Source organism: Streptomyces sp. NPDC043726, assembly GCF_056436565.1.
The window spans coordinates 719,000-742,364 of sequence record NZ_JBWKCI010000001.1; the positions used below are offsets into that span (position 1 = coordinate 719,000).

The 23,365-nt window shown below is 71.9% G+C and carries 26 protein-coding genes; 8 read left to right on the forward strand and 18 right to left on the reverse strand.

All coding sequences use genetic code 11. The features are described 5' to 3' along the window. Positions 1 to 105: 105 nt before the first annotated feature. Entirely contained in the window at positions 106 to 717 is a 612-nt protein-coding gene (locus AC068Z_RS03250) for a response regulator transcription factor (RefSeq protein WP_003948568.1), read from the reverse strand. Between the two features lie 381 nt (positions 718 to 1,098). Between AC068Z_RS03250 and AC068Z_RS03255 the strand changes: the two genes are divergently transcribed. Beyond that, complete coding sequence (locus tag AC068Z_RS03255) at positions 1,099 to 1,428, forward strand: WhiB family transcriptional regulator (RefSeq protein WP_186281178.1); 330 nt, start codon at positions 1,099 to 1,101, stop codon at positions 1,426 to 1,428. 41 nt (positions 1,429 to 1,469) lie between these two features. Here the strand turns inward: AC068Z_RS03255 and AC068Z_RS03260 are convergent, their stop codons facing one another. Continuing rightward, positions 1,470 to 2,432 (reverse strand): LysR family transcriptional regulator, encoded by a 963-nt coding sequence (locus AC068Z_RS03260; protein ID WP_478551794.1) that lies wholly within the window; start codon positions 2,430 to 2,432, stop codon positions 1,470 to 1,472. A 79-nt stretch (positions 2,433 to 2,511) separates the two neighbouring features. Here AC068Z_RS03260 and AC068Z_RS03265 point away from each other — a divergent pair, with 79 nt between their 5' ends. From AC068Z_RS03265 to AC068Z_RS03275, 3 genes are all read left to right on the forward strand, one after another. Beyond that, positions 2,512 to 3,180, forward strand: coding sequence for an MOSC domain-containing protein (locus tag AC068Z_RS03265; protein ID WP_478551796.1), 669 nt, complete (start codon positions 2,512 to 2,514; stop codon positions 3,178 to 3,180). Between the two features lie 88 nt (positions 3,181 to 3,268). Next, entirely contained in the window at positions 3,269 to 4,042 is a 774-nt protein-coding gene (locus AC068Z_RS03270; protein ID WP_478551798.1) for an SDR family NAD(P)-dependent oxidoreductase, read from the forward strand. A 47-nt stretch (positions 4,043 to 4,089) separates the two neighbouring features. After that, positions 4,090 to 4,797 (forward strand): ester cyclase, encoded by a 708-nt coding sequence (locus tag AC068Z_RS03275; RefSeq protein WP_478551800.1) that lies wholly within the window; start codon positions 4,090 to 4,092, stop codon positions 4,795 to 4,797. Positions 4,798 to 4,944: 147 nt separating this feature from the next. Here AC068Z_RS03275 and groL read toward each other — a convergent pair whose 3' ends face one another. From groL to AC068Z_RS03295, 4 genes are all read right to left on the reverse strand, one after another. Continuing rightward, positions 4,945 to 6,573 (reverse strand): chaperonin GroEL, encoded by a 1,629-nt coding sequence (gene groL / locus AC068Z_RS03280; RefSeq protein ID WP_478551801.1) that lies wholly within the window; start codon positions 6,571 to 6,573, stop codon positions 4,945 to 4,947. A gap of 118 nt (positions 6,574 to 6,691) precedes the next feature. Then, a complete protein-coding gene (groES, locus tag AC068Z_RS03285; protein WP_190072550.1) occupies positions 6,692 to 7,000 on the reverse strand; it encodes a co-chaperone GroES in 309 nt (102 codons plus the stop codon). 186 nt (positions 7,001 to 7,186) lie between these two features. Then, positions 7,187 to 7,882 carry a polysaccharide deacetylase family protein gene (locus tag AC068Z_RS03290; RefSeq protein ID WP_478551804.1) on the reverse strand — a complete coding sequence of 232 codons (696 nt, stop codon included), beginning with the start codon at positions 7,880 to 7,882 and terminating at the stop codon, positions 7,187 to 7,189. Continuing rightward, complete coding sequence (locus tag AC068Z_RS03295) at positions 7,879 to 8,766, reverse strand: polysaccharide deacetylase family protein (RefSeq protein ID WP_478551806.1); 888 nt, start codon at positions 8,764 to 8,766, stop codon at positions 7,879 to 7,881. The genes AC068Z_RS03290 and AC068Z_RS03295 overlap by 4 nt, the downstream gene beginning before the upstream one ends. A 141-nt stretch (positions 8,767 to 8,907) precedes the next feature. Here AC068Z_RS03295 and AC068Z_RS03300 point away from each other — a divergent pair, with 141 nt between their 5' ends. After that, positions 8,908 to 10,095, forward strand: coding sequence for a THUMP-like domain-containing protein (locus AC068Z_RS03300; RefSeq protein ID WP_478551807.1), 1,188 nt, complete (start codon positions 8,908 to 8,910; stop codon positions 10,093 to 10,095). Here AC068Z_RS03300 and AC068Z_RS03305 read toward each other — a convergent pair. From AC068Z_RS03305 to AC068Z_RS03325, 5 genes are all read right to left on the reverse strand, one after another. Next, a complete protein-coding gene (locus AC068Z_RS03305; RefSeq protein ID WP_478551809.1) occupies positions 10,092 to 11,345 on the reverse strand; it encodes an RNA polymerase sigma factor in 1,254 nt (417 codons plus the stop codon). The two genes, AC068Z_RS03300 and AC068Z_RS03305, sit on opposite strands and share 4 nt — an antisense overlap. A gap of 39 nt (positions 11,346 to 11,384) precedes the next feature. Continuing rightward, positions 11,385 to 11,738, reverse strand: coding sequence for a YciI family protein (locus tag AC068Z_RS03310; protein ID WP_478551810.1), 354 nt, complete (start codon positions 11,736 to 11,738; stop codon positions 11,385 to 11,387). Between the two features lie 108 nt (positions 11,739 to 11,846). Then, entirely contained in the window at positions 11,847 to 12,890 is a 1,044-nt protein-coding gene (locus AC068Z_RS03315) for an LCP family protein (protein WP_478551812.1), read from the reverse strand. A 73-nt stretch (positions 12,891 to 12,963) separates the two neighbouring features. Then, on the reverse strand, positions 12,964 to 14,316 hold the full coding sequence (locus AC068Z_RS03320) for an endo-1,4-beta-xylanase (protein WP_478551813.1): 1,353 nt from the start codon (positions 14,314 to 14,316) through the stop codon (positions 12,964 to 12,966). A gap of 89 nt (positions 14,317 to 14,405) precedes the next feature. Then, the gene (locus AC068Z_RS03325; protein WP_478551815.1) at positions 14,406 to 15,470 is read right to left on the reverse strand and encodes a LacI family DNA-binding transcriptional regulator; all 1,065 of its coding nucleotides are present in this window, start codon (positions 15,468 to 15,470) and stop codon (positions 14,406 to 14,408) included. A gap of 173 nt (positions 15,471 to 15,643) precedes the next feature. Here AC068Z_RS03325 and AC068Z_RS03330 point away from each other — a divergent pair, with 173 nt between their 5' ends. Both AC068Z_RS03330 and AC068Z_RS03335 read left to right on the forward strand, forming a co-directional pair. Beyond that, positions 15,644 to 17,938, forward strand: coding sequence for a beta-xylosidase/alpha-l-arabinosidase (locus AC068Z_RS03330; RefSeq protein WP_478551817.1), 2,295 nt, complete (start codon positions 15,644 to 15,646; stop codon positions 17,936 to 17,938). Continuing rightward, positions 17,917 to 18,231 carry a hypothetical protein gene (locus AC068Z_RS03335; RefSeq protein ID WP_478551819.1) on the forward strand — a complete coding sequence of 105 codons (315 nt, stop codon included), beginning with the start codon at positions 17,917 to 17,919 and terminating at the stop codon, positions 18,229 to 18,231. The genes AC068Z_RS03330 and AC068Z_RS03335 overlap by 22 nt, the downstream gene beginning before the upstream one ends. On the opposite strand, the gene AC068Z_RS03340 is transcribed toward AC068Z_RS03335, so the two are convergent. The 4 genes from AC068Z_RS03340 to tsaB are packed head-to-tail and all read right to left on the reverse strand — an operon-like array spanning position 18,153 to position 20,653. Continuing rightward, positions 18,153 to 18,431, reverse strand: a complete 279-nt coding sequence (locus AC068Z_RS03340) for a hypothetical protein (RefSeq protein ID WP_478551821.1) — start codon at positions 18,429 to 18,431, stop codon at positions 18,153 to 18,155. The two genes, AC068Z_RS03335 and AC068Z_RS03340, sit on opposite strands and share 79 nt — an antisense overlap. Further along, complete coding sequence (gene tsaD / locus AC068Z_RS03345; protein ID WP_478551823.1) at positions 18,428 to 19,513, reverse strand: tRNA (adenosine(37)-N6)-threonylcarbamoyltransferase complex transferase subunit TsaD; 1,086 nt, start codon at positions 19,511 to 19,513, stop codon at positions 18,428 to 18,430. The genes AC068Z_RS03340 and tsaD overlap by 4 nt, the downstream gene beginning before the upstream one ends. Continuing rightward, complete coding sequence (rimI, locus tag AC068Z_RS03350; RefSeq protein WP_478552280.1) at positions 19,506 to 19,979, reverse strand: ribosomal protein S18-alanine N-acetyltransferase; 474 nt, start codon at positions 19,977 to 19,979, stop codon at positions 19,506 to 19,508. Before rimI ends, tsaD begins: the two co-directional genes overlap by 8 nt. 17 nt (positions 19,980 to 19,996) lie before the next feature. Next, positions 19,997 to 20,653 carry a tRNA (adenosine(37)-N6)-threonylcarbamoyltransferase complex dimerization subunit type 1 TsaB gene (gene tsaB / locus AC068Z_RS03355; RefSeq protein ID WP_478551824.1) on the reverse strand — a complete coding sequence of 219 codons (657 nt, stop codon included), beginning with the start codon at positions 20,651 to 20,653 and terminating at the stop codon, positions 19,997 to 19,999. A gap of 99 nt (positions 20,654 to 20,752) precedes the next feature. Here tsaB and AC068Z_RS03360 point away from each other — a divergent pair, with 99 nt between their 5' ends. Further along, positions 20,753 to 21,307 (forward strand): hypothetical protein, encoded by a 555-nt coding sequence (locus tag AC068Z_RS03360; RefSeq protein ID WP_478551826.1) that lies wholly within the window; start codon positions 20,753 to 20,755, stop codon positions 21,305 to 21,307. 26 nt (positions 21,308 to 21,333) lie between these two features. Here AC068Z_RS03360 and AC068Z_RS03365 read toward each other — a convergent pair whose 3' ends face one another. The 3 genes from AC068Z_RS03365 to AC068Z_RS03375 all read right to left on the reverse strand — a co-directional run bounded on the left by AC068Z_RS03365 (position 21,334) and on the right by AC068Z_RS03375 (position 23,344). Next, a complete protein-coding gene (locus AC068Z_RS03365; protein WP_478551827.1) occupies positions 21,334 to 21,498 on the reverse strand; it encodes a hypothetical protein in 165 nt (54 codons plus the stop codon). 150 nt (positions 21,499 to 21,648) lie between these two features. Beyond that, on the reverse strand, positions 21,649 to 22,155 hold the full coding sequence (gene tsaE, locus AC068Z_RS03370; RefSeq protein ID WP_478551829.1) for a tRNA (adenosine(37)-N6)-threonylcarbamoyltransferase complex ATPase subunit type 1 TsaE: 507 nt from the start codon (positions 22,153 to 22,155) through the stop codon (positions 21,649 to 21,651). Continuing rightward, positions 22,127 to 23,344: an alpha/beta fold hydrolase gene (locus tag AC068Z_RS03375; protein WP_478551830.1), complete on the reverse strand. Its 1,218-nt coding sequence runs from the start codon at positions 23,342 to 23,344 to the stop codon at positions 22,127 to 22,129. The genes tsaE and AC068Z_RS03375 overlap by 29 nt, the downstream gene beginning before the upstream one ends. Positions 23,345 to 23,365: the final 21 nt, after the last annotated feature.

Below are 23,365 nucleotides of genomic sequence, written 5' to 3' on the forward strand. Positions count from 1 at the left end.
ATGCGGCATCCGCGGCGAAACGAGCACCCGCGCCCCTTCAGGGGCGCGGGACTGCATCAATCTGCGGCCACCGGCACGTGGGTCCGGCGAGCCAGGACCGCGCTCTCAGCGCACCAGGCCCCACCGGAAACCGAGGGCCACCGCGTGCGCCCGGTCCGAGGCGCCCAGCTTCTTGAACAAACGCCGGGCGTGCGTCTTGACGGTGTCCTCCGAAAGGAACAGCTCCCGCCCGATCTCCGCGTTGGACCGGCCGTGGCTCATGCCCTCGAGCACCTGGATCTCACGCGCGGTGAGCGTGGGCGCCGCGCCCATCTCGGCGGACCGCAGCCGCCGCGGGGCGAGCCGCCAGGTCGGGTCGGCGAGGGCCTGCGTCACGGTCGCCCGCAGCTCGGCACGCGACGCGTCCTTGTGCAGATAGCCCCGGGCACCGGCGGCGACCGCGAGGGCCACGCCGTCCAGGTCCTCGGCGACGGTGAGCATGATGATGCGCGCACCGGGGTCGGCGGACAGCAGTCGGCGGACGGTCTCGACGCCGCCCAGGCCGGGCATGCGGACGTCCATCAGGATCAGGTCCGAGCGGTCGGCGCCCCAGCGGCGGAGGACTTCCTCGCCGTTGGCCGCCGTCGTCACGCGCTCGACGCCGGGCACGGTCGCGACCGCGCGGCGGAGCGCCTCTCGGGCAAGCGGGGAGTCGTCGCAGACGAGGACGGATGTCATGGCCGCCCTCCGCAGCTGATGCACGTCACCTTGAGCCTCCAGGCTGGTACGGAATCGTCACCTGTGCGGTCGACCGTCTCGGACGCCTGCCCGAGCCCTTGTTGTTTCAACCGCCTCCGCACTCTCAACGACGGTCACTCGAAAGAGTTACGGGGCCGTGCGCCGTCTTCGGCACTCTACGTGAGGGGGCGGACACGATGCAGACATGCAGGGCAGACCCTCAAGCTTTCATCACAAGCCGTGCCCCATTCAGCCCTTTTTCTTCCCATTTACTGGTGTCTGCGGCTAGATTCGCAATGAGTCATATTTTCATCTCCTTAGATCGTAGATGTACGGTCGTGGACACCGTATCCGCCCAGAACGGCTACAAGGGGTCACGCAATGGCAGATTTCTCCCGCCTTCCCGGACCGAACGCGGACCTGTGGGACTGGCAGCTCCTGGCTGCCTGCCGCGGGGTCGACAGCTCTCTCTTCTTCCATCCGGAGGGCGAGCGCGGTGCGGCTCGGAGCGCTCGTGAGAACTCGGCCAAAGAGGTCTGCATGAGGTGCCCTGTCCGCGCCCAGTGCGCGGCGCACGCGCTGGCGGTGCGCGAACCGTACGGCGTGTGGGGCGGCCTGACCGAGGACGAGCGCGAGGAGCTCATGGGGCGGGCGCGCCACCGGCTGGTGTCGGCGTCGACCGGCGGCGGTCAGACCGCCTCGAACAACTGAAGTAACGTTTCTTCAATTCAAGGGCACGCGCACGCGTGCCCTTACTTCTTGGCCGCCGACCGCCCCGGGTGCCCCGACTCCCCCGACTCCCCCTGGGAGTCCGCCACTTGACGGCTCGCCGCCCGCGCCAGCTGCTCCAGCGTCGCGGTCACCGCCGGCACCTGGGCGAGGTCGGGCAGGGTGAGGGCGACGATCTCCCGTCGTACCGCCGGTTCCAGCGCCACCGTGCGTGCCCCGCGCGGCCGTACCGACTCGACCGCGAGCTGAGGCAGGACCGCCACGCCCAGACCGGCGCCGACCAGGCCCACCACCGCCGGGTAGTCGTCGGTGGCGAAGTCGATGCGGGGGGTGAAGCCGGCACCCTCGCACACCTCGACCAACTGGCCGCGGCAGCGCGGGCATCCGGCGATCCAGGGCTCGGCGGCGAGTTCGCCGATCGCCACGGACTTCGCCCGCGCGAGCCGGTGCCGCTCGGGGACGAGCGCGACGAGGCGGTCGCTGAGCAGGGGGCGTACGACGAGGTCGTCCCACTCGCCCTCCTGGGCCGCGCCCTCGTAGCGGAAGGCGAGGGCCAGGTCGCAGTCGCCCTCGCGGAGCAGTTCCACGGACCTGGGCGGCTCGGCCTCCTCCAGGGAGACCCGGGTGCCGGGGTGGGCGGCGCGCAGGGCGGCGAGGGCGGTCGGGACCAGGGTGGAGCTGCCGCTGGGGAAGGAGACCAGGCGGACCCGTCCGGCGCGCAGGCCCGCGATGGCGGCGACCTCCTCCTCGGCGGCGGTGAGCCCGGCGAGGATGCCGGACGCGTGCCGCACGAGCGCCTCGCCGGCCTGGGTCAGCCGCATCTCGCGGCCGCTGCGGATCAGCAGGGGCGTGCCGACGGACGTTTCCAGCGCCTTCATCTGCTGGCTGACGGCGGGCTGGGTGCAGCCCAGTTCGCGCCCCGCCGCGGAGAAGGAGCCGGTGGCGGCGACGGCACGCAGCACGCGGAGATGTCGGGCCTCGATCACGCCACAAGAATAAGCGAACCTTTGATACGGCGCCGAATAATGCCGTGACGCTTTGATCGGCCTCGCCTACCGTGCTGCCATGAAGCTTCTCTCTGTGAACCTGGGCCGCCGCACGCACGTCCCCTACACGGACCATCCCGAGGGTGTGACCGGGATCGACAAGCGGCCGACCGACGCGGCCGTGCGGGTGGCGGCGCCCGGGGCGAAGGGCATAGGGGCGAGCGGTCTGGCCGGGGACGAGGTCTGCGACACGCGCCATCACGGCGGTGACGACCAGGCCGTGTACGCGGTGGCGCGCGAGGACCTGGACGACTGGGAGCGGGAGTTGGGGCGGTCGCTGACGGCCGGCTCCTTCGGGGAGAACCTCACGACGCTCGGCGTCGACGTCTCCGGCGCCCTGATCGGCGAGCGCTGGCGGGTCGGGCCCGAGGTGGTGCTGGAGGTGACGTGCGGGCGGATCCCGTGCCGTACGTTCCAGGGCCATCTGGGTGAGGAGCGGTGGGTGAAGCGGTTCACCGCGAAGGGGGCGCCGGGGGCGTATCTGCGGGTGATCGAGCCCGGTGAGGTGCGGGCGGGGGACGCGATCGAGATCCTGCACCGGCCGGACCACGAGGTGACGGTGGCGCTCCAGTTCCGGGCGGTGACCATCGAGCGCCAACTGCTGCCGCGGCTGCTGGCGGCGGGCGAGGCGCTGCATCCGGAGTCGCTGGCGGCGGCGCGGAAGTACGTGGCCCAGCACGGCATCTGAGCTGCCGTCCGTCGGTGAGGTGGGTGGGTCCTGGGCAGGAGCGGGGCGGAGAGCGGATCCGGCCGGTCCGGGTAACTAATCTTGCGCCATGACAACGGCTCTCATCACGGGATCGACCGCGGGCATCGGCGCCGCGTTCGCGCGGCGGCTCGCCGCCGACGGGCACAACCTCGTCCTGGTCGCGCGGGACACCAAGCGGCTGCGCGAGCAGGCGACCGAGTTGCACGACCGGCACGGCATCGAGGCGGAGGTGCTGACGGCCGACCTGGCCACGGACGAGGGGATCGAGGCGGTGACCGCCCGGCTCTCCGACCGGCGCAACCCCGTCGACCTGCTGATCAACAACGCCGGCTTCGGCAACAAGGGCCGCTATCTCGACGTCTCCATGGCCGACGAGCTGAAGATGCTCAAGGTGCACTGCGAGGCGGTGCTGCGGCTGACGTCCGCCGCGACGGAGGCGATGCGCGAGCGCGGCCGGGGCGGGGTGGTCAACGTCGCCTCGGTCGCCGCCTTCGTCCCGCGCGGGACGTACGGTGCCTCCAAGGCGTGGGTCGTGCAGTTCACGCAGGGCGCGGCGAGGGACCTGGCGGGCAGCGGCGTACGGCTGATGGCGCTGTGCCCCGGCTTCGTGCGCACCGAGTTCCACGAGCGGGCCGGGATGGGCACCGACAACATCCCGGGCTGGATGTGGCTGGATGCCGACAAGCTGGTCGCCGCCGCCCTGGCCGACCTGGCGCGCGGCAAGACCCTGTCGATCCCGGACCCCCGGTACAAGGTGCTGATGGGCGTCACCAAGGTCGTCCCGCGCCGGATGCTCGGCGGGATCACCTCGCGGACGGGTCGCAAGTACGGGCCGCAGTAGGAGAATGGAGCTGTTCGACCGGACCCTCGGGGGACGGAGGCGACGCCATGACGTTCGTACAGCTCATCGACTGCAGGACGAGCCGGTTCGACGAGATGAACCGGCTGATGGACACGTGGGTCGAGCAGACCAAGGGGAAGCGCACCGCGACGCACAGTGTGATCGGCAAGGACCGGTCCGACGCGTCGCACTTCATCGAGATCGTGGAGTTCCCGTCGTACGAGGAGGCGATGCGGAACTCGAATCTCCCGGAGACCGACAAGGTCTTCCAGGAGATGATCGCCCTCTGCGACGAGATGCCGACGTTCACGGACCTGGACGTGGTGCGTGACGAGCAGTTGTACGCGGCGACCGCGCGGCGGTTCTTCGAGGAGCTGGCCGGGCCGGGCGACCCGCCCACGTTCAACGACGTGCTCATCGAGGACTACCACGACCACGATCCCGCCAACCCGCAGGACAACATCGGGCTGGACGCGATCCGGCGCGAGGTGGGGATGTGGCGCGGCGGCTTCGACTTCTCGTTCACCGTCGAGGACCAGATGGCCCAGGGCGACCGGGTGTGCACCCGCTGGACCTGGAACGGCCGGCACAAGGGTGACTTCATGGGCATCGCGGCCACCGGCAGACAGGTCTCCATGACCGGAACCACCGTCCACCGCTGCACCCCGGACGGAAAGATCGCCGAGGCCTGGTGGCAGTACGACCGGCTGGGGCTGATGGAGCAACTGGGGGCGCTGGACGACCTGGAGCAGTAGATCCGTTTCAGCAGTGGAGGCGGGGTTGGGCGCGGACCAGAAGGGGGCACCAGCAGCCCTCGCCGACTCCGTCCGCCAAGGGGCAGGACAGCCGAAGGCCCGGCACCCCCCTCGGAGCGGGGTGCCGGGCCTCGGTGCTGACGTGCGTCAGTGGGAGTGGCCGTGACCGTGGCCGTGGCCCGCCTCGGCCGGCTCCTCTTCCTTCTTCTCGACGACCAGGGTCTCGGTCGTCAGCAGGAGGGAGGCGATGGAGGCGGCGTTCTCCAGGGCGGAGCGGGTGACCTTCACCGGGTCGATGACGCCGGCCTTGACCAGGTCGCCGTACTCGCCGGTGGCGGCGTTGAAGCCCTGGCCCTTGTCGAGCTCGGCGACCTTGGAGGTGATGACGTAACCCTCCAGGCCGGCGTTCTCGGCGATCCAGCGCAGCGGCTCGACGGCGGCCTTGCGGACGACCGCGACACCGGTGGCCTCGTCGCCGGTCTTGTCGAGGTTGCCCTCGAGGACCTTGACGGCGTGGACCAGAGCGGAGCCACCACCGGAGACGATGCCCTCCTCGACCGCGGCGCGGGTCGCGGAGATGGCGTCCTCCAGACGGTGCTTCTTCTCCTTCAGCTCCACCTCGGTGGCGGCGCCGACCTTGATCACGCACACGCCGCCGGCCAGCTTCGCGAGGCGCTCCTGGAGCTTCTCGCGGTCCCAGTCGGAGTCCGTGTTCTCGATCTCGGCCTTGATCTGGCCGACGCGGCCCACGACGTCCTCGGAGTTGCCGGCGCCGTCGACGATCGTCGTGTCGTCCTTGGAGATCGTCACGCGGCGGGCGGAGCCCAGCACGTCCAGACCGGCCTGGTCGAGCTTGAGGCCGACCTCCTCGGAGATGACCGTGGCGCCGGTGAGGACGGCCATGTCCTGGAGCATCGCCTTGCGGCGGTCACCGAAGCCGGGGGCCTTGACCGCGACCGCGTTGAAGGTGCCGCGGATCTTGTTGACCACCAGGGTCGACAGGGCCTCGCCCTCGACGTCCTCGGCGATGATCAGCAGCGGCTTGGAGGCACCGGCCTGGATGACCTTCTCCAGCAGCGGCAGCAGGTCCTGGATGGAGGAGATCTTGCCCTGGTTGATGAGGATGTAGGGGTCCTCCAGGACGGCCTCCATGCGCTCCTGGTCCGTCACGAAGTACGGCGACAGGTAGCCCTTGTCGAAGGCCATGCCCTCGGTGAAGTCCAGCTCCAGACCGAAGGTGTTGGACTCCTCGACGGTGATGACACCGTCCTTGCCGACCTTGTCCATCGCCTCGGCGATGAGCTCGCCGACCTGCTGGTCCTGGGCGGACAGCGCGGCGACCGCGGCGATGTCGGACTTCTCGTCGATCGGGCGGGCCGAGGCGAGCAGGTCCTCGGAGACGGCGGCGACGGCGGCGTCGATGCCCTTCTTCAGGGCGGCCGGGGAGGCACCCGCGGCGACGTTCTTCAGGCCCTCACGCACCAGCGCCTGGGCGAGCACGGTGGCGGTGGTGGTGCCGTCACCCGCGATGTCGTTGGTCTTGGTCGCCACCTCCTTCACCAGCTGGGCGCCGAGGTTCTCGTACGGGTCCTCGATCTCGACCTCGCGGGCGATCGTGACACCGTCGTTGGTGATGGTGGGCGCGCCGAACTTCTTGTCGATGACGACGTTGCGGCCCTTGGGGCCGATCGTCACCTTCACCGTGTCGGCCAGCTTGTTGACGCCGCGCTCGAGGGCGCGACGGGCGTCCTCGTCGAACTTCAGGATCTTCGCCATGACAGCGGGAGCCCTCTCGGAATCTGTGGGTTAAAAAAGACACTGCGCCCCGGGCGCCCGGCTTGTTAATGGTCGCGGGGGCCAGGGGCGCAGCTCAAAGCAGTTGCTTCGGGGTGACTTACTTCTCGATGATCGCGAGCACGTCGCGGGACGAGAGGACGAGGTACTCCTCGCCGTTGTACTTCACCTCGGTGCCGCCGTACTTGCTGTACAGCACGATGTCGCCGACCTTCACGTCGAGCGGAAGACGCTCGCCGTTCTCGAAGCGACCCGGGCCCACGGCCAGGATGACGCCCTCCTGGGGCTTCTCCTTGGCGGTGTCCGGGATGACCAGGCCAGAGGCGGTGGTCTGCTCGGCGTCGAGCGGCTGGACCACGATGCGGTCCTCGAGCGGCTTGATGGCAACCTTGGAGCTGGTGGTCGTCACGATCCGACCTCCCCCTTCGGAGATCTCACGGGGTTAACTGTCTGAGGTGGCGACCAGGTGGATCCGTCGTCGCGGGTGCCGGACCTGCCCGTCGCGTAGTTGGCACTCTCCAGTGGGGAGTGCCAGAGCCGAGACTATGACCGCGATTAGCACTCGGTCAAGCGGACTGCTAATCGCGTCCGATGCTCACAGGTAATCCTCCAGCTTCCCCACCCTCAGTCCCCGCCTCCCGAGTTCCCCGAGGAGCAGCCGGGTGCGGGTCACCAGCGGCAGGCCGGTCGGATCGTCCGACGGGACGGAGACGATGTCGCCGGGGTTCAGACGGCGCGGGCCGCGGGTGTACGTCAGGACGCCGTCGCCGCCCATCGCCGCGCGCCACAGGACCACCGCCGAGATCCCGCAGTCGCCCGCCGCGCGGAGCGTGGTCGTGTCGTACGTGCCGTGCGGGGGCCGGAAGAGGCGAGGGCGGACGCCGAAGCGGGCGCGGAGCTTGTCCTGCTGGCCGCAGATCTCCGCGCGCTGGCCGCCGTAGGGCAGTCCGCGCAGGGCCGTGTGGTCGAGGGTGTGGTTCTGGATGGAGGCGCCCACCGACCGCAGCCGCGCGAAGTGGGCGTAGCCCGGGCCGGCCACGCTGTCCGTGAGGAACATCCCGACCGGGAGCCGCAGTTCACGGACCAGGTCGATGAAGCGGGGGTCCTGTTCGGCGCCGTCGTCGTAGGTGAGGAAGACGACCTTGTCGTCGGTCGGGATCCGGTGCACGACCGGCGGGAGGGCGGCCCCGGGCGCCCGCAGGGGCGGCCGGTCCGAGGGACCCGCGGCCTGGGCGCAGCCCGCCAGGAGTACGGCCGCCACCGCCCCGGCCAGCAGGCCCCGCGGCCTCACAGGTAGTCCTCGAGACGGGCCACCGCGTACCCCTCGGCGGTGATCCTGTCGAGGAATCGGCGGATCATGTCGGGCATCGTGCCCTTCCACTGCTCCCTGCCCCGGAAGTGGCTGAGCACGATGTCACCCGGATGGATGTCCCGGTCCCACTCGCGGTACTCCCAGCGGTCGACGAAGACCTCCTCGTTCCACAGCGGCGCGTGGGTGATGCCGCAGGCCTTGGCGGCGACCAGGGTGTCCTCGTTGTAGCTCCCGAAGGGCGGCCGGAAGAGGACGGGCCGCTTGCCGTACCGCTTCTCGATCACCTCCTGCATGCCGCAGATCTCGCGCTTCTGGCGGGCGTACGACAGCCCCGGCAGGTACGGGTGGTGGAGGGTGTGGTTGTTCAGGCCCACCCCGGAGCGCTGCATCCGCTTGAAGTAGCCGTAGTCCTCCTTGACCAGGTAGTCGCTGAGGAAGGCCGTGTACGGGATGTTCAGCTCGGTCATCATGCGCAGGAAGGCCGGGTCCTTCTCGGCGCCGTCGTCGATGGTCAGGAAGACGATCTTCCGCTCGGTGGGGACCGTGGTGAAGACCGGCGGGAGGTTCCGCTCGGCGTGGCCGTCGACCTCGAAGCCCTTGCGGGTGGTGATCCTCGGCTTCTTCGCGGGCGGCGCCGGGGCGGTCAGCGGGACCCTGGCCAGGCCCCAGCGCTTCGCGGCTGCGGCCCTTGCCGCGGCGGAGGCGCGCAGCTTGGTGGCGTAGGAGTCCAGGGCCCGGGCCGGCGGCGCCAGCGGGGGCTGCCGGCCGGGGGCCGGGCGGGCCGGTGAGCCACTGGAGTTCTCGCCCTGGGCGCACCCCGAGGCGATGGCGGCGACGGCGAGCACGGCGATTCCGCCACGCATCCGCAGCCTTCGAGCGGACCGATTTTTATCCTTTTGTACTACTACTCGCATGGGCCCGGATCCTCCCAGGCCCCCGTCCCGCCCCCGGGCCGACACCGCCGCCGCGGGCGCACCATCCACCGACTGGCCCACAATGACCCGGTGAACGACCTCGCCCCCCTCCTCACCCCCGAGGGCCGCGCCCTCCTCGACGAAGTGCGCGGCACCGCCCTCGCCGACGAGCTCGCGGTCGCCACCCGGTTGCGCCGGGACCATCCCGCGGAACTGGTCTCGGCCGCGCTCGGCCAGGCCCGGCTGCGGCAGCGGGCGGAGGCGAAGTTCGGCGCCGAGGACGCCCGGCGGATGTTCTTCACGCCCAACGGCGTGGAGCAGTCGACGCGGGCGAGCGTGGCGGCCTACCGGGCCGGGCGCCTGCGCGAGCTGGGGGTCACCTCCGTCGCCGACCTGTGCTGCGGGATCGGCGGGGACGCCGTCGCGCTGGCGCGGGCCGGGATCCGGGTGCTGGCCGTGGACCGGGACCCGCTGACGGCGGCCGCCGCCCGCGCCAACGCCGACGCGCTCGGGCTCGCCGGGCTGATCGAGGTGCGCGAGGCGGACGTGACGGAGGTCGACACCGCCGGCTACGACGCCGTGTTCGTCGATCCGGCGCGGCGCGGCGGCCGGGGCCGCATCTTCGACCCCGAGGCCTATTCGCCGCCGCTGTCCTGGGCCGTCCAGGCCGCCGTCAGGGCCCCGCACGCCGCCCTGAAGCTGGCGCCCGGCATCCCGCACGAGGCCGTTCCCGAGGGCGCGGAGGCCGAGTGGATCTCGGACGGCGGGGACGTGAAGGAGGCGGTGCTGTGGTTCGGGACCGGGTCAGGGGTCAGGGCGACCCTGCTCCCCGGCCCGCGCACCCTCCTGGGCCGGGGCCTGCCCGACCCCGCGGTCCGGCCCGTCGGGCGTTACCTGTACGAGCCCGACGGCGCCGTCATCCGGGCCCACCTGGTCGCCGAGGTGGCCGAGGACCTGGCGGGCGGGCTGATCGACCCGACCATCGCCTATGTCACCGCCGACGAGCTGCGTGCCACCCCGTACGCCACCGCCTATGAGATCACCGACCGGCTCCCCTTCAACCTGAAGAAGTTGAAGGCCCTCCTCCGCGAGCGCGAGGTCGGCGTCCTCACCGTCAAGAAGCGCGGGTCGGCCGTCGAGCCGGAGGAACTGCGCAAGAAGGTCAAGCCGCAGGGGCCGAACTCGGCGACGGTGTTCTTGACCCGGGTGGCCGGGGCGCCGACCATGCTCATCGGGCACCCGGCCGACCTGCGCACGGCCCAACCGCCCTCCGCCTAAAGGCACTCCGCCGCCCGGCGCTCCAGCAGCTCCCGTTCCCGTTCGTTGCGCGTCAGCGCCGCCGCCCGCTCGAACTCCGCCCGCGCCTCAGCCGTACGGCCGATGCGCTGGAGCAGGTCTCCGCGGACGCTCGGGAGCAAGTGGTAGTCGCGCAGGGCGGGTTCGCCGGTGAGGGCGTCGACGAGGGCCAGGGCGGGCGCGGGGCCCTCGGCCATCGACACCGCCACGGCCCGGTTGAGTTCGACGACCGGGGAGGGGGCGCGGGCGGCGAGCAGGGCGTAGAGGGTGGCGATGGACTTCCAGTCGGTCTCCTCGTAGGTGTACGCCTGCGCGTGGCAGGCGGCGATGGCCGCCTGGAGGGCGTACGGGCCGGGGGCGCCGGTGGCGTGTGCCTGGCCCAGGGCCTTGATGCCGCGGGCGATGAGCATGCGGTTCCAGCGGCCGCGGTTCTGGTCCCTGAGCAGGACCGGCGCGCCGTCCGGTCCGGTGCGGGCGGCGGTGCGGGAGGCCTGGAACTCCAGCAGGGCGGTGAGGCCGTGGACTTCGGGCTCCTTCGGCATCAGCGCGCAGAGCACTCGGGCCAGGCGCAGGGCGTCCTCGCACAGGGCGGGGCGCAGATAGTCGTCGCCGGCGGTGGCGGCGTAACCCTCGTTGAAGATCAGGTAGATGACGTCCAGGACCGAGCCGAGGCGGGCCTCGCGGTCGGGGCCGTAGGGGACCTCGAAGGCGACGTTCTTTGTGGCGAGGGTGCGTTTGGCGCGGACGATGCGCTGGGCGACGGTGGGTTCGGGGACCAGGAAGGCGCGGGCGATCTCGGCCGTGGTCAGGCCGCCGAGGAGGCGCAGGGTGAGGGCGGTGCGGGCCTCGGTGGACAGGACCGGGTGGCAGGCGGTGAAGACCAGTCGCAGCAGGTCGTCGTCGATGTCGTCGGGATCGGCGACCTCCTCCGGCTCGGCCGTCTCCGGCAGGTCCCGGCCGATCTCGGCCAGCTTGCGCGCGTAGTTCTCGCGCCGCCGGACCAGGTCCACGGCGCGGTGCTTGGCGGTCGCCGTCAGCCAGGCACCGGGGTTGTCGGGCACCCCGTCCCGGGGCCACCGCTCCAGGGCCGCCACCAGCGCGTCCTGGGCCAGTTCCTCGGCGATGCCGACGTCACGGACGATCCGGGTGACGGCGGCGACGACGCGGGGGAACTCGATGCGGAAGACCGTCTCGATGGCACCGCGCGGGTCGGCGGTGGGCTGTGCTGTCACAACCCACCATCAGACACCCCACCGGCCGTCCCGCCAAGGTCAGCCCTCGGCGATCTCCCGCACCTCGCAGGTGACCGTCCAGTGCGGCTCGTGGACCTTCAGGAACCGCTTGGTCCACTCGATCGCCTCGGCCTTGTCCTTGGCCTGCACCAGCGCGTAGCCGCCGATGACCTCCTTGGACTCGGTGAACGGACCGTCGGTGACGGAGATCTCCCCGCCGCTGTAGTGCACGCGGGTGCCCTGGGCGGTGGGGGTGAGCCCGGCGGTGTCGAGCAGCACCCCGGCCTTCGTCATCTCCTCGATCAGTTCGCCCATGCGCTGCATCAGCTCGGGGCTGGGGCCCTCGGCGGCGGCGTTCTCGTCGATCCGGACCAGCGACAGGTAGCGGGGCATGGTGACTCCTCGAGTCTCACGGGCCGGGTCGTTCCCGGCCTCTCACCCATGCGTCGAACGGGAGACACCCGGATCGACAGGTCCGCCAAAAATAATTCCAAGATCTTTTCAGCGCAGCGAATCCCACAACTCGCCCGCCTCCGGCTCCTCGGCCACCACCCGGTTGGCGTCCGAGGGCGCCGGCACGACGGGCATGGTCACCGTGGTCGCGGAGTCCGCCGAGAGGCTTCTCAGACTCTGGCCGAGGCGGGTCAGCTCGGTCAGGGAGTCCAGGCCGGTGTCCGTGGTGAGGCTGCCGGTGACGGCGTCGGCGACCCGGTACAGCTTGGCGGGGTCGGTGAGCAGGTTCGTCGCGGAGATCTGCGTCAGCAGCGCCTTCACCAGCTGCTGCTGGAGACCTATCCGCCCCAGGTCGCTGCCGTCGCCTATGCCGTGCCGGGTGCGGGCGAGGGCGAGGGCCTGCTCGCCGTCGAGATGGTGGGTGCCGGCCTCCAGGGTGAGGTGGCTGTCCTCGTCGTCGATGTCCTCCTCGGTGGTGACGGTGACCCCGCCGAGCGCGTCCACCAGCTTGGCGAAGCCCGCGAAGTCGATCTCGATGTAGTGGTCCATGCGGACGTCCGTCATCGACTCGACCGTCTTGACCGCGCACACCGGCCCGCCCACCGAGTAGGCGCTGTTGAACATGGCGCTGTACGCGACCTCGGTCGACTCGCCGTCCTCCAGCGGGCAGGACGGACGGGTGACCAGGGTGTCGCGCGGGATGCTCACCACCGTGGCCTCGGACCGGCCGGCGTCCAGGTGGACCACCATCGCCGTGTCGGAGCGCGCGCCGCCGCTGTCGCCGCCGCCGAGGGCCTGGTTCTCCGCGCCGTCGCGCGAGTCGGAGCCGAGGACCAGGATGTTCAGCGCCTCCGTGGGCAGTTCCTCGGCCGTCGAGGTCGCCGACGGTGTCGGCTTCGCGGGCCGGTTGTCGCCGAGCGCGCTGTCGATGTCGACGCTGGTGATGTTGTCGTTGAGCTGCCAGTACATCCAGCCCGCCGCCCCGGCTGCCAGCACCAGCACGCCCGCCAGGGTGAGGCCGGCGATCTTCAGCGCTCTCGACCGCCGGCCCACTCGTCTGCCCGCGTCCCCGTTCGTCTCGTCTCCGCTCACGGACAGGAACGTAAGTCCGAATTATTACGGCGAGCGCTTCGGGGACCGTTTTCTTGGGAAATTCTCAGACTTCTCAGCCCAGGGTCACCACCGGCACCGGATTGCTCCCGCTCCACGACCCGTTGAACCCGAAGGTCACCGAACCGCCGCTCGGCACGGTGCCGTTGTAGGAGGCGTTGGAACAGCTGACGGCCGTGCCGCTCTGGGTGCAGGTCGCGTTCCAGGCCTGCGTGATCCGCTGCCCCGCGCCGTACGCCCAGTTGACCCTCCAGGACGACAGGGCGGCCCCGTCGCAGGCGATCCGCACCTGCCCGGTGAACCCGGAGTTCCACTGGTTCAGCACGCTGTACGTCGCCGTGCAGGCGCCCGTCGGCGGGGTGGTCGTACCGCCGAGGGCCTCGGCGATGGCGTAGTACGCCGGTTTCGGCGCGAAGTTCTCGTCGTACGGCGTCGCCGCGCCCTGGCCCGGGAAGGTGTCCGGGATCCAGGAGTCGGAGTCGGCGAAGCCCCACACGGTGACGCCGACGCAGCGGGCGACGGCCACGCAGGCGCCGACCACCTGCCGGTACTCGGCGGCCTGCTGGGCGAGTTCGGCGCTGTCCGCGGGGAGGTTCACCCGGATGTCCAGCTCGGTGATCGCCACGTCGACGCCGAGGTCGGCGAAGCGCTGGATGTTCTGCTGGAGCGTGGCGGGCACCTGACCGAGGATCAGGTGGGCCTGCAGTCCGACGCCGTCGATCGGGACACCGCGCGCCTTCAGATCCCGGACCAGGTTGTACAGGGCCGTGGACTTCGCGTTGACGCCCTCGACGTTGTAGTCGTTGATGTACAGCTTGGCGCTCGGGTCGGCCGCGCGCGCCGCGGTGAGCGCCTCGGCGATGTAGTCGGCGCCGAGGCCGTTGTACCAGAGGGTCTGCCGGTAGGTGCCGTCCTCGTTGAACGGCTCGTTCACCACGTCCCAGGTGGCCAGGCGCCCTTTGTAGCGGCCGACCTCGGTGGCGATGTGGTCGGTCATGAGCTGGCGCAACTGGGCCGCGGTCCAGGTGCCGTTCGTCAGCCAGCCCGGGTTCTGGCTGTGCCAGACCAAAGTGTGGCCGCGCACCTGCTGGCCGCTCGCCTCGGCGAAGTTCACGATCTGGTCGGCCTCGGCCCAGTCGAAGCTGCCCCGGGTGGGCTCGACCGAGCCCCACTTCATGGCGTTGCCGGGGGTGAGCGCGTTGAACTCGCGGGCGGCGATCTCGCCGTAGGTGCCGGTGAGTTTGGAGCCGGTGACGGCGGTGCCGATCACCTTGCCCTTGGCGTCGGCGAGATCGCGCAGGGGGGTGTCGGCGGCCTGCGCGGCGGGCGCCGTGACCAGCAGCCCTCCGAGCAGTGCGACGCCCGTCAGGAGTGAAGCCAGGGTGGAGCCCGTTCTCAGAGATCTCATTGCGGGTGCCTCCGAAAGTTTCGGTCGTACAACCGACTGGCTTCGGGCAGTGTGGAGGCCGCGCGGAACACCCGTCAATACACGTCCCGTCAAACAGCGGGCGGCACTCCGGTACTGCTGCGCACCACCAGGCTCGTGGCCAGCTCGACCCTGGTCGCGGCCGGGTCCCCGTCCTGCTTGGCGAGGTCCAGCACCAGCTTGGCGGCGGCCTCGGCCATCTCGGTCAGCGGCTGCCGTACGGTCGTCAGCGGCGGCCCCACCCAGCGCGCGACCGGCAGATCGTCGAAGCCGACGACACTCAGGTCCTCCGGGATGCGCAGGCCCAGCTCGCGCGCGGCCTCGTACAGGCCGAGCGCCTGGAGGTCGTTGCCCGCGAAGACGGCGGTGGGCCGGTCCGGGCCGCGCAGCAGCTCCAGGCCTTCCCGGTAGCCGGTCTCGTGGTGGAAGTCGCCGGGCCGGATAAGGGCGGGGTCGACCGGCAGGCCGGCCGTCTCCAGGGCGGCCCGGTAGCCGTCGATCCGGGCGCGGCTGCACATCATCCGCGAGGGTCCGGTGATGGCGCCGATCCGGGTGTGCCCGAGCTCGACCAGATGCCGGGTGGCGGCGAGCCCGCCCTGCCAGTTGGTGGCGCCGATGGACGGCACGTCGGCGCCCGGGTCGCCGGCCGGGTCCATCACCACGAACGGGATGGAGCGGCTGGTGAGCAGCGCGCGCTGGGACTCGTCCAGCCCGGAGAGCACCAGGATCACGCCGTACGGACGGCGGGCGGCGACCTGGTCGGCCCAGGTGCGGCCGGGCGTGAGCCGCCCCGCGCTCTCGCTGAGCACCACGCTGAGTCCGGCGTCCCGGGCCACGTTCTCCACGCCCCGGATGACCTCCATCGCCCACGCGCTCTCCAGCTCGTGGAAGACCAGGTCGATCAGGGGTGAGCGGCTCGCCTCGGCGCGGCGGCGCCGGTAGCCGTGGGCGCGCAGCAGCTCCTCGACGCGGCTGCGGGTGGCGGGGGCGACGTCGGCTCTGCCGTTCAGGACCTTCGAAACAGTCGGCGCCGAGACGCCGGCCTCCCGGGCGATCTCGGCGAGCGTCGCGGTCTGCGCGGACCGACCTGTCGCGCGGGTTGTCGTCCGGGTTTCAGCGGGCTCGGAGGGTGTCATGGCGGCGATCGTATCCCTGCGCCCCCTCTTGACGAACCCTTCTCGCCGCCCCTAGGTTCCCGGAACATTCGAGGTGAACAACGAAACATTCGCGAGAGGTCGTACGTTTCCTTCGCGAGAGGTCACGAGAAGTCACGTTCCTTCGCGAGAGGCCACCGCCCGACAGGAGTTCCATGACCACCGCCCCCTGGCGCGACCCCGCCCTGCCCGCCTCCGCCCGCGTCGACGACCTGCTCTCCCGGATGACCCTTCAGGAGAAGACCGCCCAGCTCTACGGCGTGTGGGTGGGCGCCAGCACCGACGGGGACGGAGTCGCCCCGCTGCAACGCGAGATGACCGCCGAGTACGACTGGGACGAGCTGATCACCCACGGCCTCGGCCAGCTCACCCGCCCCTTCGGCACCGCGCCCGTGGACCCGGCGCTGGGCGCCCAGGCCCTGGCCCGCGCCCAGCGCCGGATCGCCGCCGCCGGACGGTTCGGCATCCCGGCCCTCGCGCACGAGGAGTGCCTGGCCGGGTTCACCGCCTGGCGGGCCACCGCCTATCCGGTGCCGCTGGCCTGGGGGGCGAGCTTCGACCCGCCGCTGGTGGCGGAGATGGCCCGCCGGATCGGCCGGGACCTGCGCTCGGTCGGCGTCCACCAGGGGCTCGCGCCCGTCCTGGACGTCGTACGCGATCCGCGCTGGGGGCGGGTGGAGGAGACCATCGGCGAGGACCCCTATCTGACCGGCACCATCGGCACCGCCTATGTGCGGGGCCTGGAGTCCGCCGGGGTGATCGCCACGCTCAAGCACTTCGCCGGGTACGCCTCCTCCGCCGGCGCCCGCAATCTCGCTCCCGTGCGCGCGGGCGTGCGCGAGTTCGCCGATGTGACCCTGCCGCCGTTCGAGATGGCGCTGCGCGAGGGCGGGGCGCGCAGTGTGATGGCCGCGTACACCGAGACGGACGGCGTGCCCGCCTCGGCCGACCCCGGGCTGCTCACCGAACTCCTGCGGGAGCAGTGGGGGTTCACCGGCACGGTCGTCGCGGACTACTTCGGCATCGGCTTCCTCCAGTCCCTGCACCGCGTGGCGGGCACCGACGCCGAGGCGGCGCACGCGGCGCTCCGGGCCGGCATCGACGTGGAGCTGCCCACCCTGAAGTGCTACGGCAAGCCCCTCGTGGACGCCGTCCGGGCGGGCGAGGTCCCGGAGGAGCTGGTGGACCGGGCGGCGCGCCGCGTGCTGCTCCAGAAGTGCGAACTGGGCCTGCTGGACGAGGACTGGGACCCGGAGCCGGCCGAGCGCGTCGACCTGGACTCCACCGAGGGCCGCGCCCTGGCCCGGCGCCTCGCGGAGGAGTCGGTGGTGCTGCTGGACAACCCCGACGGGGTGCTGCCGCTGGCCCCGGACACCCGGATCGCGGTCGTGGGCCCGCGCGCCGCGGACGCCCTGGCGATGCTGGGCTGCTACTCCTTCCCCTCGCATGTCCTCACCCACCACCCGGACGTCCCGATGGGCATCGAGATCCCGTCGCTGCTGGAGGCGCTGCGCACCGAACTGCCCGACGCGAAGGTCACGTTCGCCGAGGGCTGCGGGGTCTCGGACCCCGACACCGGGGGCCTGGAGGAGGCGGTGGCCCGGGCGTCCGAGGCGGACGTGTGCCTGGCCGTGCTGGGCGACCGGGCGGGCCTGTTCGGGCGCGGCACCTCGGGCGAGGGCTGTGATGTGGCGGACCTGGAACTGCCGGGCGTACAGGGCGAGTTGCTGGACGCGCTGGTGGCGACCGGCGTCCCGGTGGTGCTGGTGCTGCTCACCGGCCGCCCCTACGCGCTCGGCCGCTGGCAGGGCCGCCTGGGCGCGGTCGTGCAGGCCTTCTTCCCGGGCGAGGAGGGCGGCCCGGCGGTCGCGGGAGTGCTGTCGGGCCGGGTGAACCCGTCGGGACGCCTCCCGGTGAGCGTCCCCCGGGCGCCCGGCGGCCAGCCGTGGACGTATCTCCAGCCGCCACTGGGCCTCGCGGGCGAGGTCAGCAACCTCGACCCGACCCCGCTGTACGCCTTCGGCCACGGCCGCTCGTACACCAGCTTCGCCTGGGAGTCCGACGCGGCGGACGCGGAGATCGGCACGGACGGCTCGTACGAGATGGCCGTGACCGTCCGCAACACCGGTGACCGCGCGGGCGCGGAGGTCGTGCAGCTGTATCTGCACGATCCGGTGGCCTCGGTGACCCGGCCGGACATCCGGCTGATCGGCTACCAGCGGCTGGAACTGGCCCCCGGCGAGGCCCGGCGGGTGAGCTTCCGCTTCCACCCCGATCTCTCGGCCTTCACCGATCGTTCACATGCGAAGGTGGTCGAACCCGGCCTGCTGGAACTGCGGTTGGGAACATCCAGCGCGGAGGTGCTGCACACGGCACGGCTGACTCTCTCCGGCCCGGTGCGGGCGCTCGGCCCGGACCGACGGCTGGTGTGCGAGGCGGAGGTGTCCTGAGCCCGGGGGACGAGCCGCCCGCCGAGTCCTCCCTGCTCCGGCGTCCCCTCAACCCGTGGCTGTTCGCCGTGACGGGGGCCGGGACCCTGGGCACGGCACTCGCCCGGGATCCCGTGGCGGCCCTGTTCCCGCTCCGGCTCGCGCCGGCCTGGCTGGGCCAGGCCGGTCCGGCCGCCGACTGGGAGCGCCGCGACGGCAGGACCCTCCGGCGCGGTCACGACCCGGAGCGGTCCCGGCTGCTCTCCGCCACCGACTCGAACCGCCAGCGATGGACCGCCCGGGTGACCAACTGACCGTCCGGCTCGGGCAGTTCCGGCAGTTCGGCGTCCAGGTCGGCGTCCCACCAGGTGATCACCAGCACCCGGTCGCGCGGGGCCCGGAAGGTCTCCCGGCGCAGCGGCCGCGAGGCGAGCCGCTGCTCGGCGACCCAGGCCAGCAGCTCCTCGCCCCGCCCGGGCTCCGCCCGCGCCTCCCACATCAGCGCGACTGTCACGGGTAGAGGTTCTCCTTGCTGACCTGGTGCACATGGTCGTGCCCGGGGACGTGCGGGTCGGTCACCGGCAGCGAGGAGTCGGCCGACAGGTCCCAGCTCGACGCGGCCCGGTTCCGGGCGACCATCTCCGCGCCCAGCGCGGCGACCATCGCGCCGTTGTCCGTGCATAGCTTCGGACGCGGCACCCGCAGCTGGATACCGGCGGCCTCGCAGCGGTGCCGGGCCAGCTCCCGCAGCCGGGAGTTGGCGGCCACCCCGCCGCCGATCATCAGGTGGTCGACGCCCTCGTCCTTGCAGGCCCGCACGGCCTTGCGGGTCAGCACGTCCACGACCGCCTCCTGGAAGGAGGCCGCCACGTCCCGCACCGGCACCTCCTCCCCCGCCGCCCGCCTGGCCTCGATCCAGCGGGCCACGGCCGTCTTCAGACCGGAGAAGGAGAAGTCGTACGCCGGATCGCGCGGCCCGGTGAGCCCGCGCGGGAACGGAATCGCGTTCGGGTCGCCCTCCTTGGCGTACCGGTCGATGACCGGGCCGCCCGGGAAGCCCAGGTTCAGCACCCGGGCGATCTTGTCGAAGGCCTCGCCCGCCGCGTCGTCGATGGTCGCGCCCATGGGACGGACGTCGGAGGTGATGTCGCCCGACAGCAGCAGGGAGGAGTGCCCGCCGGAGACCAGCAGCGCCATCGTCGGCTCGGGCAGGGGCCCGTGCTCCAGCTGGTCCACGCAGATGTGCGAGGCGAGGTGGTTCACGCCGTAGAGCGGCTTGCCGAGCGCGTAGGCGTACGCCTTGGCCGCCGAGACGCCGACGAGCAGGGCGCCGGCCAGGCCGGGCCCCGCGGTCACGGCGATCCCGTCCAGGTCCCGGGCCGTGACGCCGGCCTCCTTCAGCGCGCGGTCGATGGTCGGCACCATCGCCTCCAGGTGCGCCCGGGAGGCGACCTCGGGCACCACCCCGCCGAAGCGGGCGTGCTCGTCGACGCTGGACGCGATCGCGTCGGCCAGCAGGGTCGTCCCGCGCACGATGCCGACGCCGGTCTCGTCGCAGGAGGTCTCGATCCCCAGGACCAGGGGTTCGTCAGCCATGGATCTCGGTTCCTTGTACGGAGGTTGATGGGTCTGTCAGGCGCATCACGAGGGCGTCCACATTGCCCGGCTGGTAGTAGCCGCGCCGGAAGCCGATGGCCTCGAAGCCGAAGCGCTCGTACAGCTTCTGGGCGCGGACGTTGTCGACCCGGCACTCCAGCATCACTTCGGCGCACTCGAAGGTCGTGGCCGCCCGCAGCAGCTCGGTGAGCAGCACTCCGCCGAGGCCGGTGCCCCAGTGGTCGCGGGCGGCGGCGATGGTCTGGATGTCGGCGAGGTCTCCGGAGGCCGCGAGTCCCGCGTAGCCGACGATCCGGTCGCCGTCCTCGGCGACGACGTACCGCCGGGTCGCCTCCGGGCCGCGCGCGTGGGCCAGCTCGGACCAGAACATCCCCCGGGACCAGGCGTCCTCGGGGAAGAGGTCCTTCTCCAGCTCCAGTACCCGGTCGATGTCCCACCAGCGCATCTCGCGCAGCACCGCTGTCACTTGGGGGTGACCACCTTGTAGTTCTTGGGGACCTGGGCGTCGGGCCGGCGCAGGTACAGCGGCCGGGGAGCCGGCAGCTCCTCGCCCGCGGCGAGCCGCTCGGCGGCCAGCGCGGCCAGGGCCGCGGCGGAGACGTGCTCGGGCTCGTGGGCGGCCGGGAAGGTGTCGGGGTACAGCAGCGCCCCGGCCCCCACGGCCGGCATCCCCGCGACGCGCTCGGCAATGTCGGCGGGCCGGTCGACCGCCGGGTCGGTCAGCCGGGTGCGGGAGTCGGCGTACGTCGCCCAGTAGACCTCCTTGCGCCGGGCGTCGGTCGCCACGACGAAGGGGCCCTTGTCGAGGTCGGTCGCGTAGGCGAGGCCGTCGAGGGTGCACACACCGTGCACGGGGACGCCCAGCGCGAGCCCGAAGGTGTCGGCGGTCATCAGACCGACGCGCAGCCCGGTGTACGGACCGGGCCCGGTCCCCACGACGATCCCGGTGACGGCGTCGAGCTTCAGTCCCGCCTCGGCGAGCACCCGGTCGACGGCCGGCAGCAGCAGCTCGCCGTGACGGCGGGCGTCGACCTGGCTGGAGGAGGCGATGACGTCCGTTCCGTCGTGCAGCGCGACGGTGACGGCGGGGGTGGCGGTATCCAGAGCGAGCAAGAGCACGCAAACAGCCTACGGCTCCTCGCGCCAAGGCACGGCCGCCCCGGTGCACGCTGCTACGGTCGCCGGGAATCACGACGTACGACGAAGAGGTGGGCGACGGTGGCAGGCAGCAGCTCCGGAATCGTGGCCGGGCTCACCACGGCGGCCCTCCTGACCGTCGGATTCCTCGGCTACCAGGCCAGGGTGACCGTCCCGGCCGCACTCGGCACACCGGACACGGACAGCGCGCGTGTGGCGGCCGCCGCCAAGGCGCCCCGCGACAGGAAGCACCCCACCGCCCTGCCTTCGGGGTCCGGCAAGGGTGAACGGGTCGTGTACTCGGTGGACGACGACCGGGTGTGGCTGGTCGGGGCGGGCGACAGGGTGAAGCGCACCTTCAAGGTCACCCCCGGCACGGTCGACCCGGCGCCGGGCGCCTACGCGGTCACGTCCCGCTCGAACAGGGTCACCGGAACGGACGGCGTCCCGATCGAGCACGTGGTCCGCTTCACCAGCGTGCAGGGCGTGGTCATCGGCTTCAGCGCGGCCGTGGACGACTCGCTGCCGTCCGCCGACGCCCCCGCCCGCACCGGCGGCATCCGCGAGTCCCGGGCGGACGGCGACGCGATGTGGGAGTTCGCGACGATCGGACAGCGGGTCGTCGTGATCCGCTGAGGGCCGCTCCGCGTTCCTGCTGAGGGCTACGCCGCTCTGCGTTCCTGCACGGGTGCCTGCGGCGCCCGCGGTTCCGGGGCGCGCGGCGGTGTCGACACGGCGCTGGCCGCGGCGCACGACGCCAGCAGGTCGCGCATGGACACTCCGGACGACGGACGCGGCTGCGTCGCGTCCCGTTCCGTGACCGGCATGGTTCGCCTCCTGGGAGCCGGGGGCGGGCGTAGTTAGGTACACCTAACTACGGGCTGGGTACCATGTGACCACGCCCGGGACGGCGAACGCAATATCTTGCCGACGTCTTGTCGGAATGTTCATGGAGGTCTCAGGCCCCCGGGGCTCCCCTAAGCGGTCAGGGCCGCGAGACCCGCCTCCGCCCAGCGCTCCCCGAGTCCGGTCACCGTCACGTGCCGCACCTCGTCCGTCGTGTCGCCGACGGCCCGGTGGATGACGATCTGGAGCCGGTCGTCGGTCAGCTCCTCGACCTTGCCCTCGCCCCACTCCACGACGATCACCGACTCCGGCAGCGAGACGTCGAGGTCCAGGTCCTCCATCTCGTCGAGCCCGCCGCCGAGGCGGTAGGCGTCGACGTGGACCAGCGGCGGGCCCTCGCCGAGGGACGGGTGCACGCGGGCGATCACGAAGGTCGGCGAGGTGACGGCGCCCCGGACCCCGAGCCCCTCGCCGAGCCCCCGGGTCAGCGTCGTCTTGCCCGCGCCGAGCTCCCCGCTGAGCATCACGAGGTCACCGGCGCGCAGCAGCTTGGCGAGACGGCGGCCGAGCTCGCGCATCTGCTCGGGGGAGGTGACGGTCAGCTCGGTCTCAGCCTGGTTGTGCGGTGCTGCTTCCATAGCCACCCACGGTAGCGCCCGCGGGCACCGCCCCCGCGCGGGTGAGGAGGTCGGCGAGACGGTCGGTGACCACTTCCGGGTGTTCCAGCATGACCAGATGCCCGGCGTCCGGCACGAGCACCAGTTCGGCGTCGGGCAGCAGATCGGCGATCGCCTCGCTGTGCTCGCTCGGGGTGACCAGGTCCTTGACCCCGGCCAGCACCAGCACCGGCAGCTCCGTGAAGTGGGCGAGCGCCTCGGTCTTGTCGTGGTCGGCGAAGGCCGGGTAGTACTCGGCGACCACGTCGATCGGCGTGGCCTCGATCATCCGCTCGGCGAACCGCGCCACCGCCGGATCGACGTCCCGGGAGGCGAAGGAGTACCGCTTGATGATCCCGGCGAACAGGTCGGCGGTGGCCCGGCGCCCCTTCTCCACCAGCTCGGCCCGCTGCCCGAGCGCCTTCAGCACGCCCGGCAGCACCCGCCGTACCGCGTTGACACCCGCGACGGGCAGCCCGAAGTTGACCTCGCCGAGCTTGCCCGAGGACGTACCCACAAGGGCGACGGCGACGACTCGGTCCCGGATCAGCTCGGGGTACCGGTCGGCCAGCGCCATGACGGTCATCCCGCCCATGGAGTGCCCGACGAGCACGATCGGCCCCTCCGGCACGGCCGCGTCGATGACGGCCTTCAGATCCTCGCCGAGCTGGTCGATGTCGACCGGCACCCCGTCCCGGGTCTGCGCCACTCCGCGCGCCGAGCGGCCGTGGCTGCGCTGGTCCCAGTGCACGGTCCGTACGACACCCCGCAGCGCCGCCCGCTGGAAGTGCCAGGAGTCCTGGCTGAGGCAGTAGCCGTGGCTGAAGACGACGGTGACCGGAGCCGGGGCCTTGCGGCCGAAGAGGCGGCGCCGGCGCGGGGCCGAGCCGCCCTCGGGCTCGACGTCGTCGACCTCGTAGTAGAGCTCGGTGCCGTCGTCGGAGACCGCCTTGCCGGGCATGCCGCGCAGCGAGCCGTAGGGGCCCGCCGAGTCGAGCGCGAGCCGGGCCTTCTGCCGCATCCCCCGGCCGACGGTGAGCCGCTCTATGGCGACCCCGGCCGCGGCGCCGGCGGCGACCACGCCTATCGCGGCGCCCGCGATACCGGTCGCGCGGCGCCAGTTGCCGGCGGAGGCGACGGCCGCGACGGCCTCCGCACTGCTCTCGCTCACGTACCGCTCCTCTTCGCCGGA

What these genes read in the sequence shown, in the direction of transcription:
- AC068Z_RS03325 (WP_478551815.1), bottom strand. Translation starts at nt 15,470, where the DNA reads ATGACACCCTCCGAGCCCGCTGAAACCCGGACGACAACCCGCGCGACA.
- AC068Z_RS03320 (WP_478551813.1), bottom strand. Translation starts at nt 14,316, where the DNA reads ATGAGATCTCTGAGAACGGGCTCCACCCTGGCTTCACTCCTGACGGGC.
- tsaD (WP_478551823.1), bottom strand. Translation starts at nt 19,513, where the DNA reads ATGGCTGACGAACCCCTGGTCCTGGGGATCGAGACCTCCTGCGACGAG.
- AC068Z_RS03365 (WP_478551827.1), bottom strand. Translation starts at nt 21,498, where the DNA reads ATGCCGGTCACGGAACGGGACGCGACGCAGCCGCGTCCGTCGTCCGGA.
- AC068Z_RS03295 (WP_478551806.1), bottom strand. Translation starts at nt 8,766, where the DNA reads ATGCGTGGCGGAATCGCCGTGCTCGCCGTCGCCGCCATCGCCTCGGGG.
- AC068Z_RS03270 (WP_478551798.1), top strand. Translation starts at nt 3,269, where the DNA reads ATGACAACGGCTCTCATCACGGGATCGACCGCGGGCATCGGCGCCGCG.
- AC068Z_RS03275 (WP_478551800.1), top strand. Translation starts at nt 4,090, where the DNA reads ATGACGTTCGTACAGCTCATCGACTGCAGGACGAGCCGGTTCGACGAG.
- AC068Z_RS03250 (WP_003948568.1), bottom strand. Translation starts at nt 717, where the DNA reads ATGACATCCGTCCTCGTCTGCGACGACTCCCCGCTTGCCCGAGAGGCG.
- AC068Z_RS03310 (WP_478551810.1), bottom strand. Translation starts at nt 11,738, where the DNA reads ATGCCCCGCTACCTGTCGCTGGTCCGGATCGACGAGAACGCCGCCGCC.
- groL (WP_478551801.1), bottom strand. Translation starts at nt 6,573, where the DNA reads ATGGCGAAGATCCTGAAGTTCGACGAGGACGCCCGTCGCGCCCTCGAG.
- rimI (WP_478552280.1), bottom strand. Translation starts at nt 19,979, where the DNA reads ATGCGCTGGTGGGACATCGACCGGGTACTGGAGCTGGAGAAGGACCTC.
- AC068Z_RS03255 (WP_186281178.1), top strand. Translation starts at nt 1,099, where the DNA reads ATGGCAGATTTCTCCCGCCTTCCCGGACCGAACGCGGACCTGTGGGAC.
- AC068Z_RS03330 (WP_478551817.1), top strand. Translation starts at nt 15,644, where the DNA reads ATGACCACCGCCCCCTGGCGCGACCCCGCCCTGCCCGCCTCCGCCCGC.
- tsaE (WP_478551829.1), bottom strand. Translation starts at nt 22,155, where the DNA reads ATGGAAGCAGCACCGCACAACCAGGCTGAGACCGAGCTGACCGTCACC.
- AC068Z_RS03265 (WP_478551796.1), top strand. Translation starts at nt 2,512, where the DNA reads ATGAAGCTTCTCTCTGTGAACCTGGGCCGCCGCACGCACGTCCCCTAC.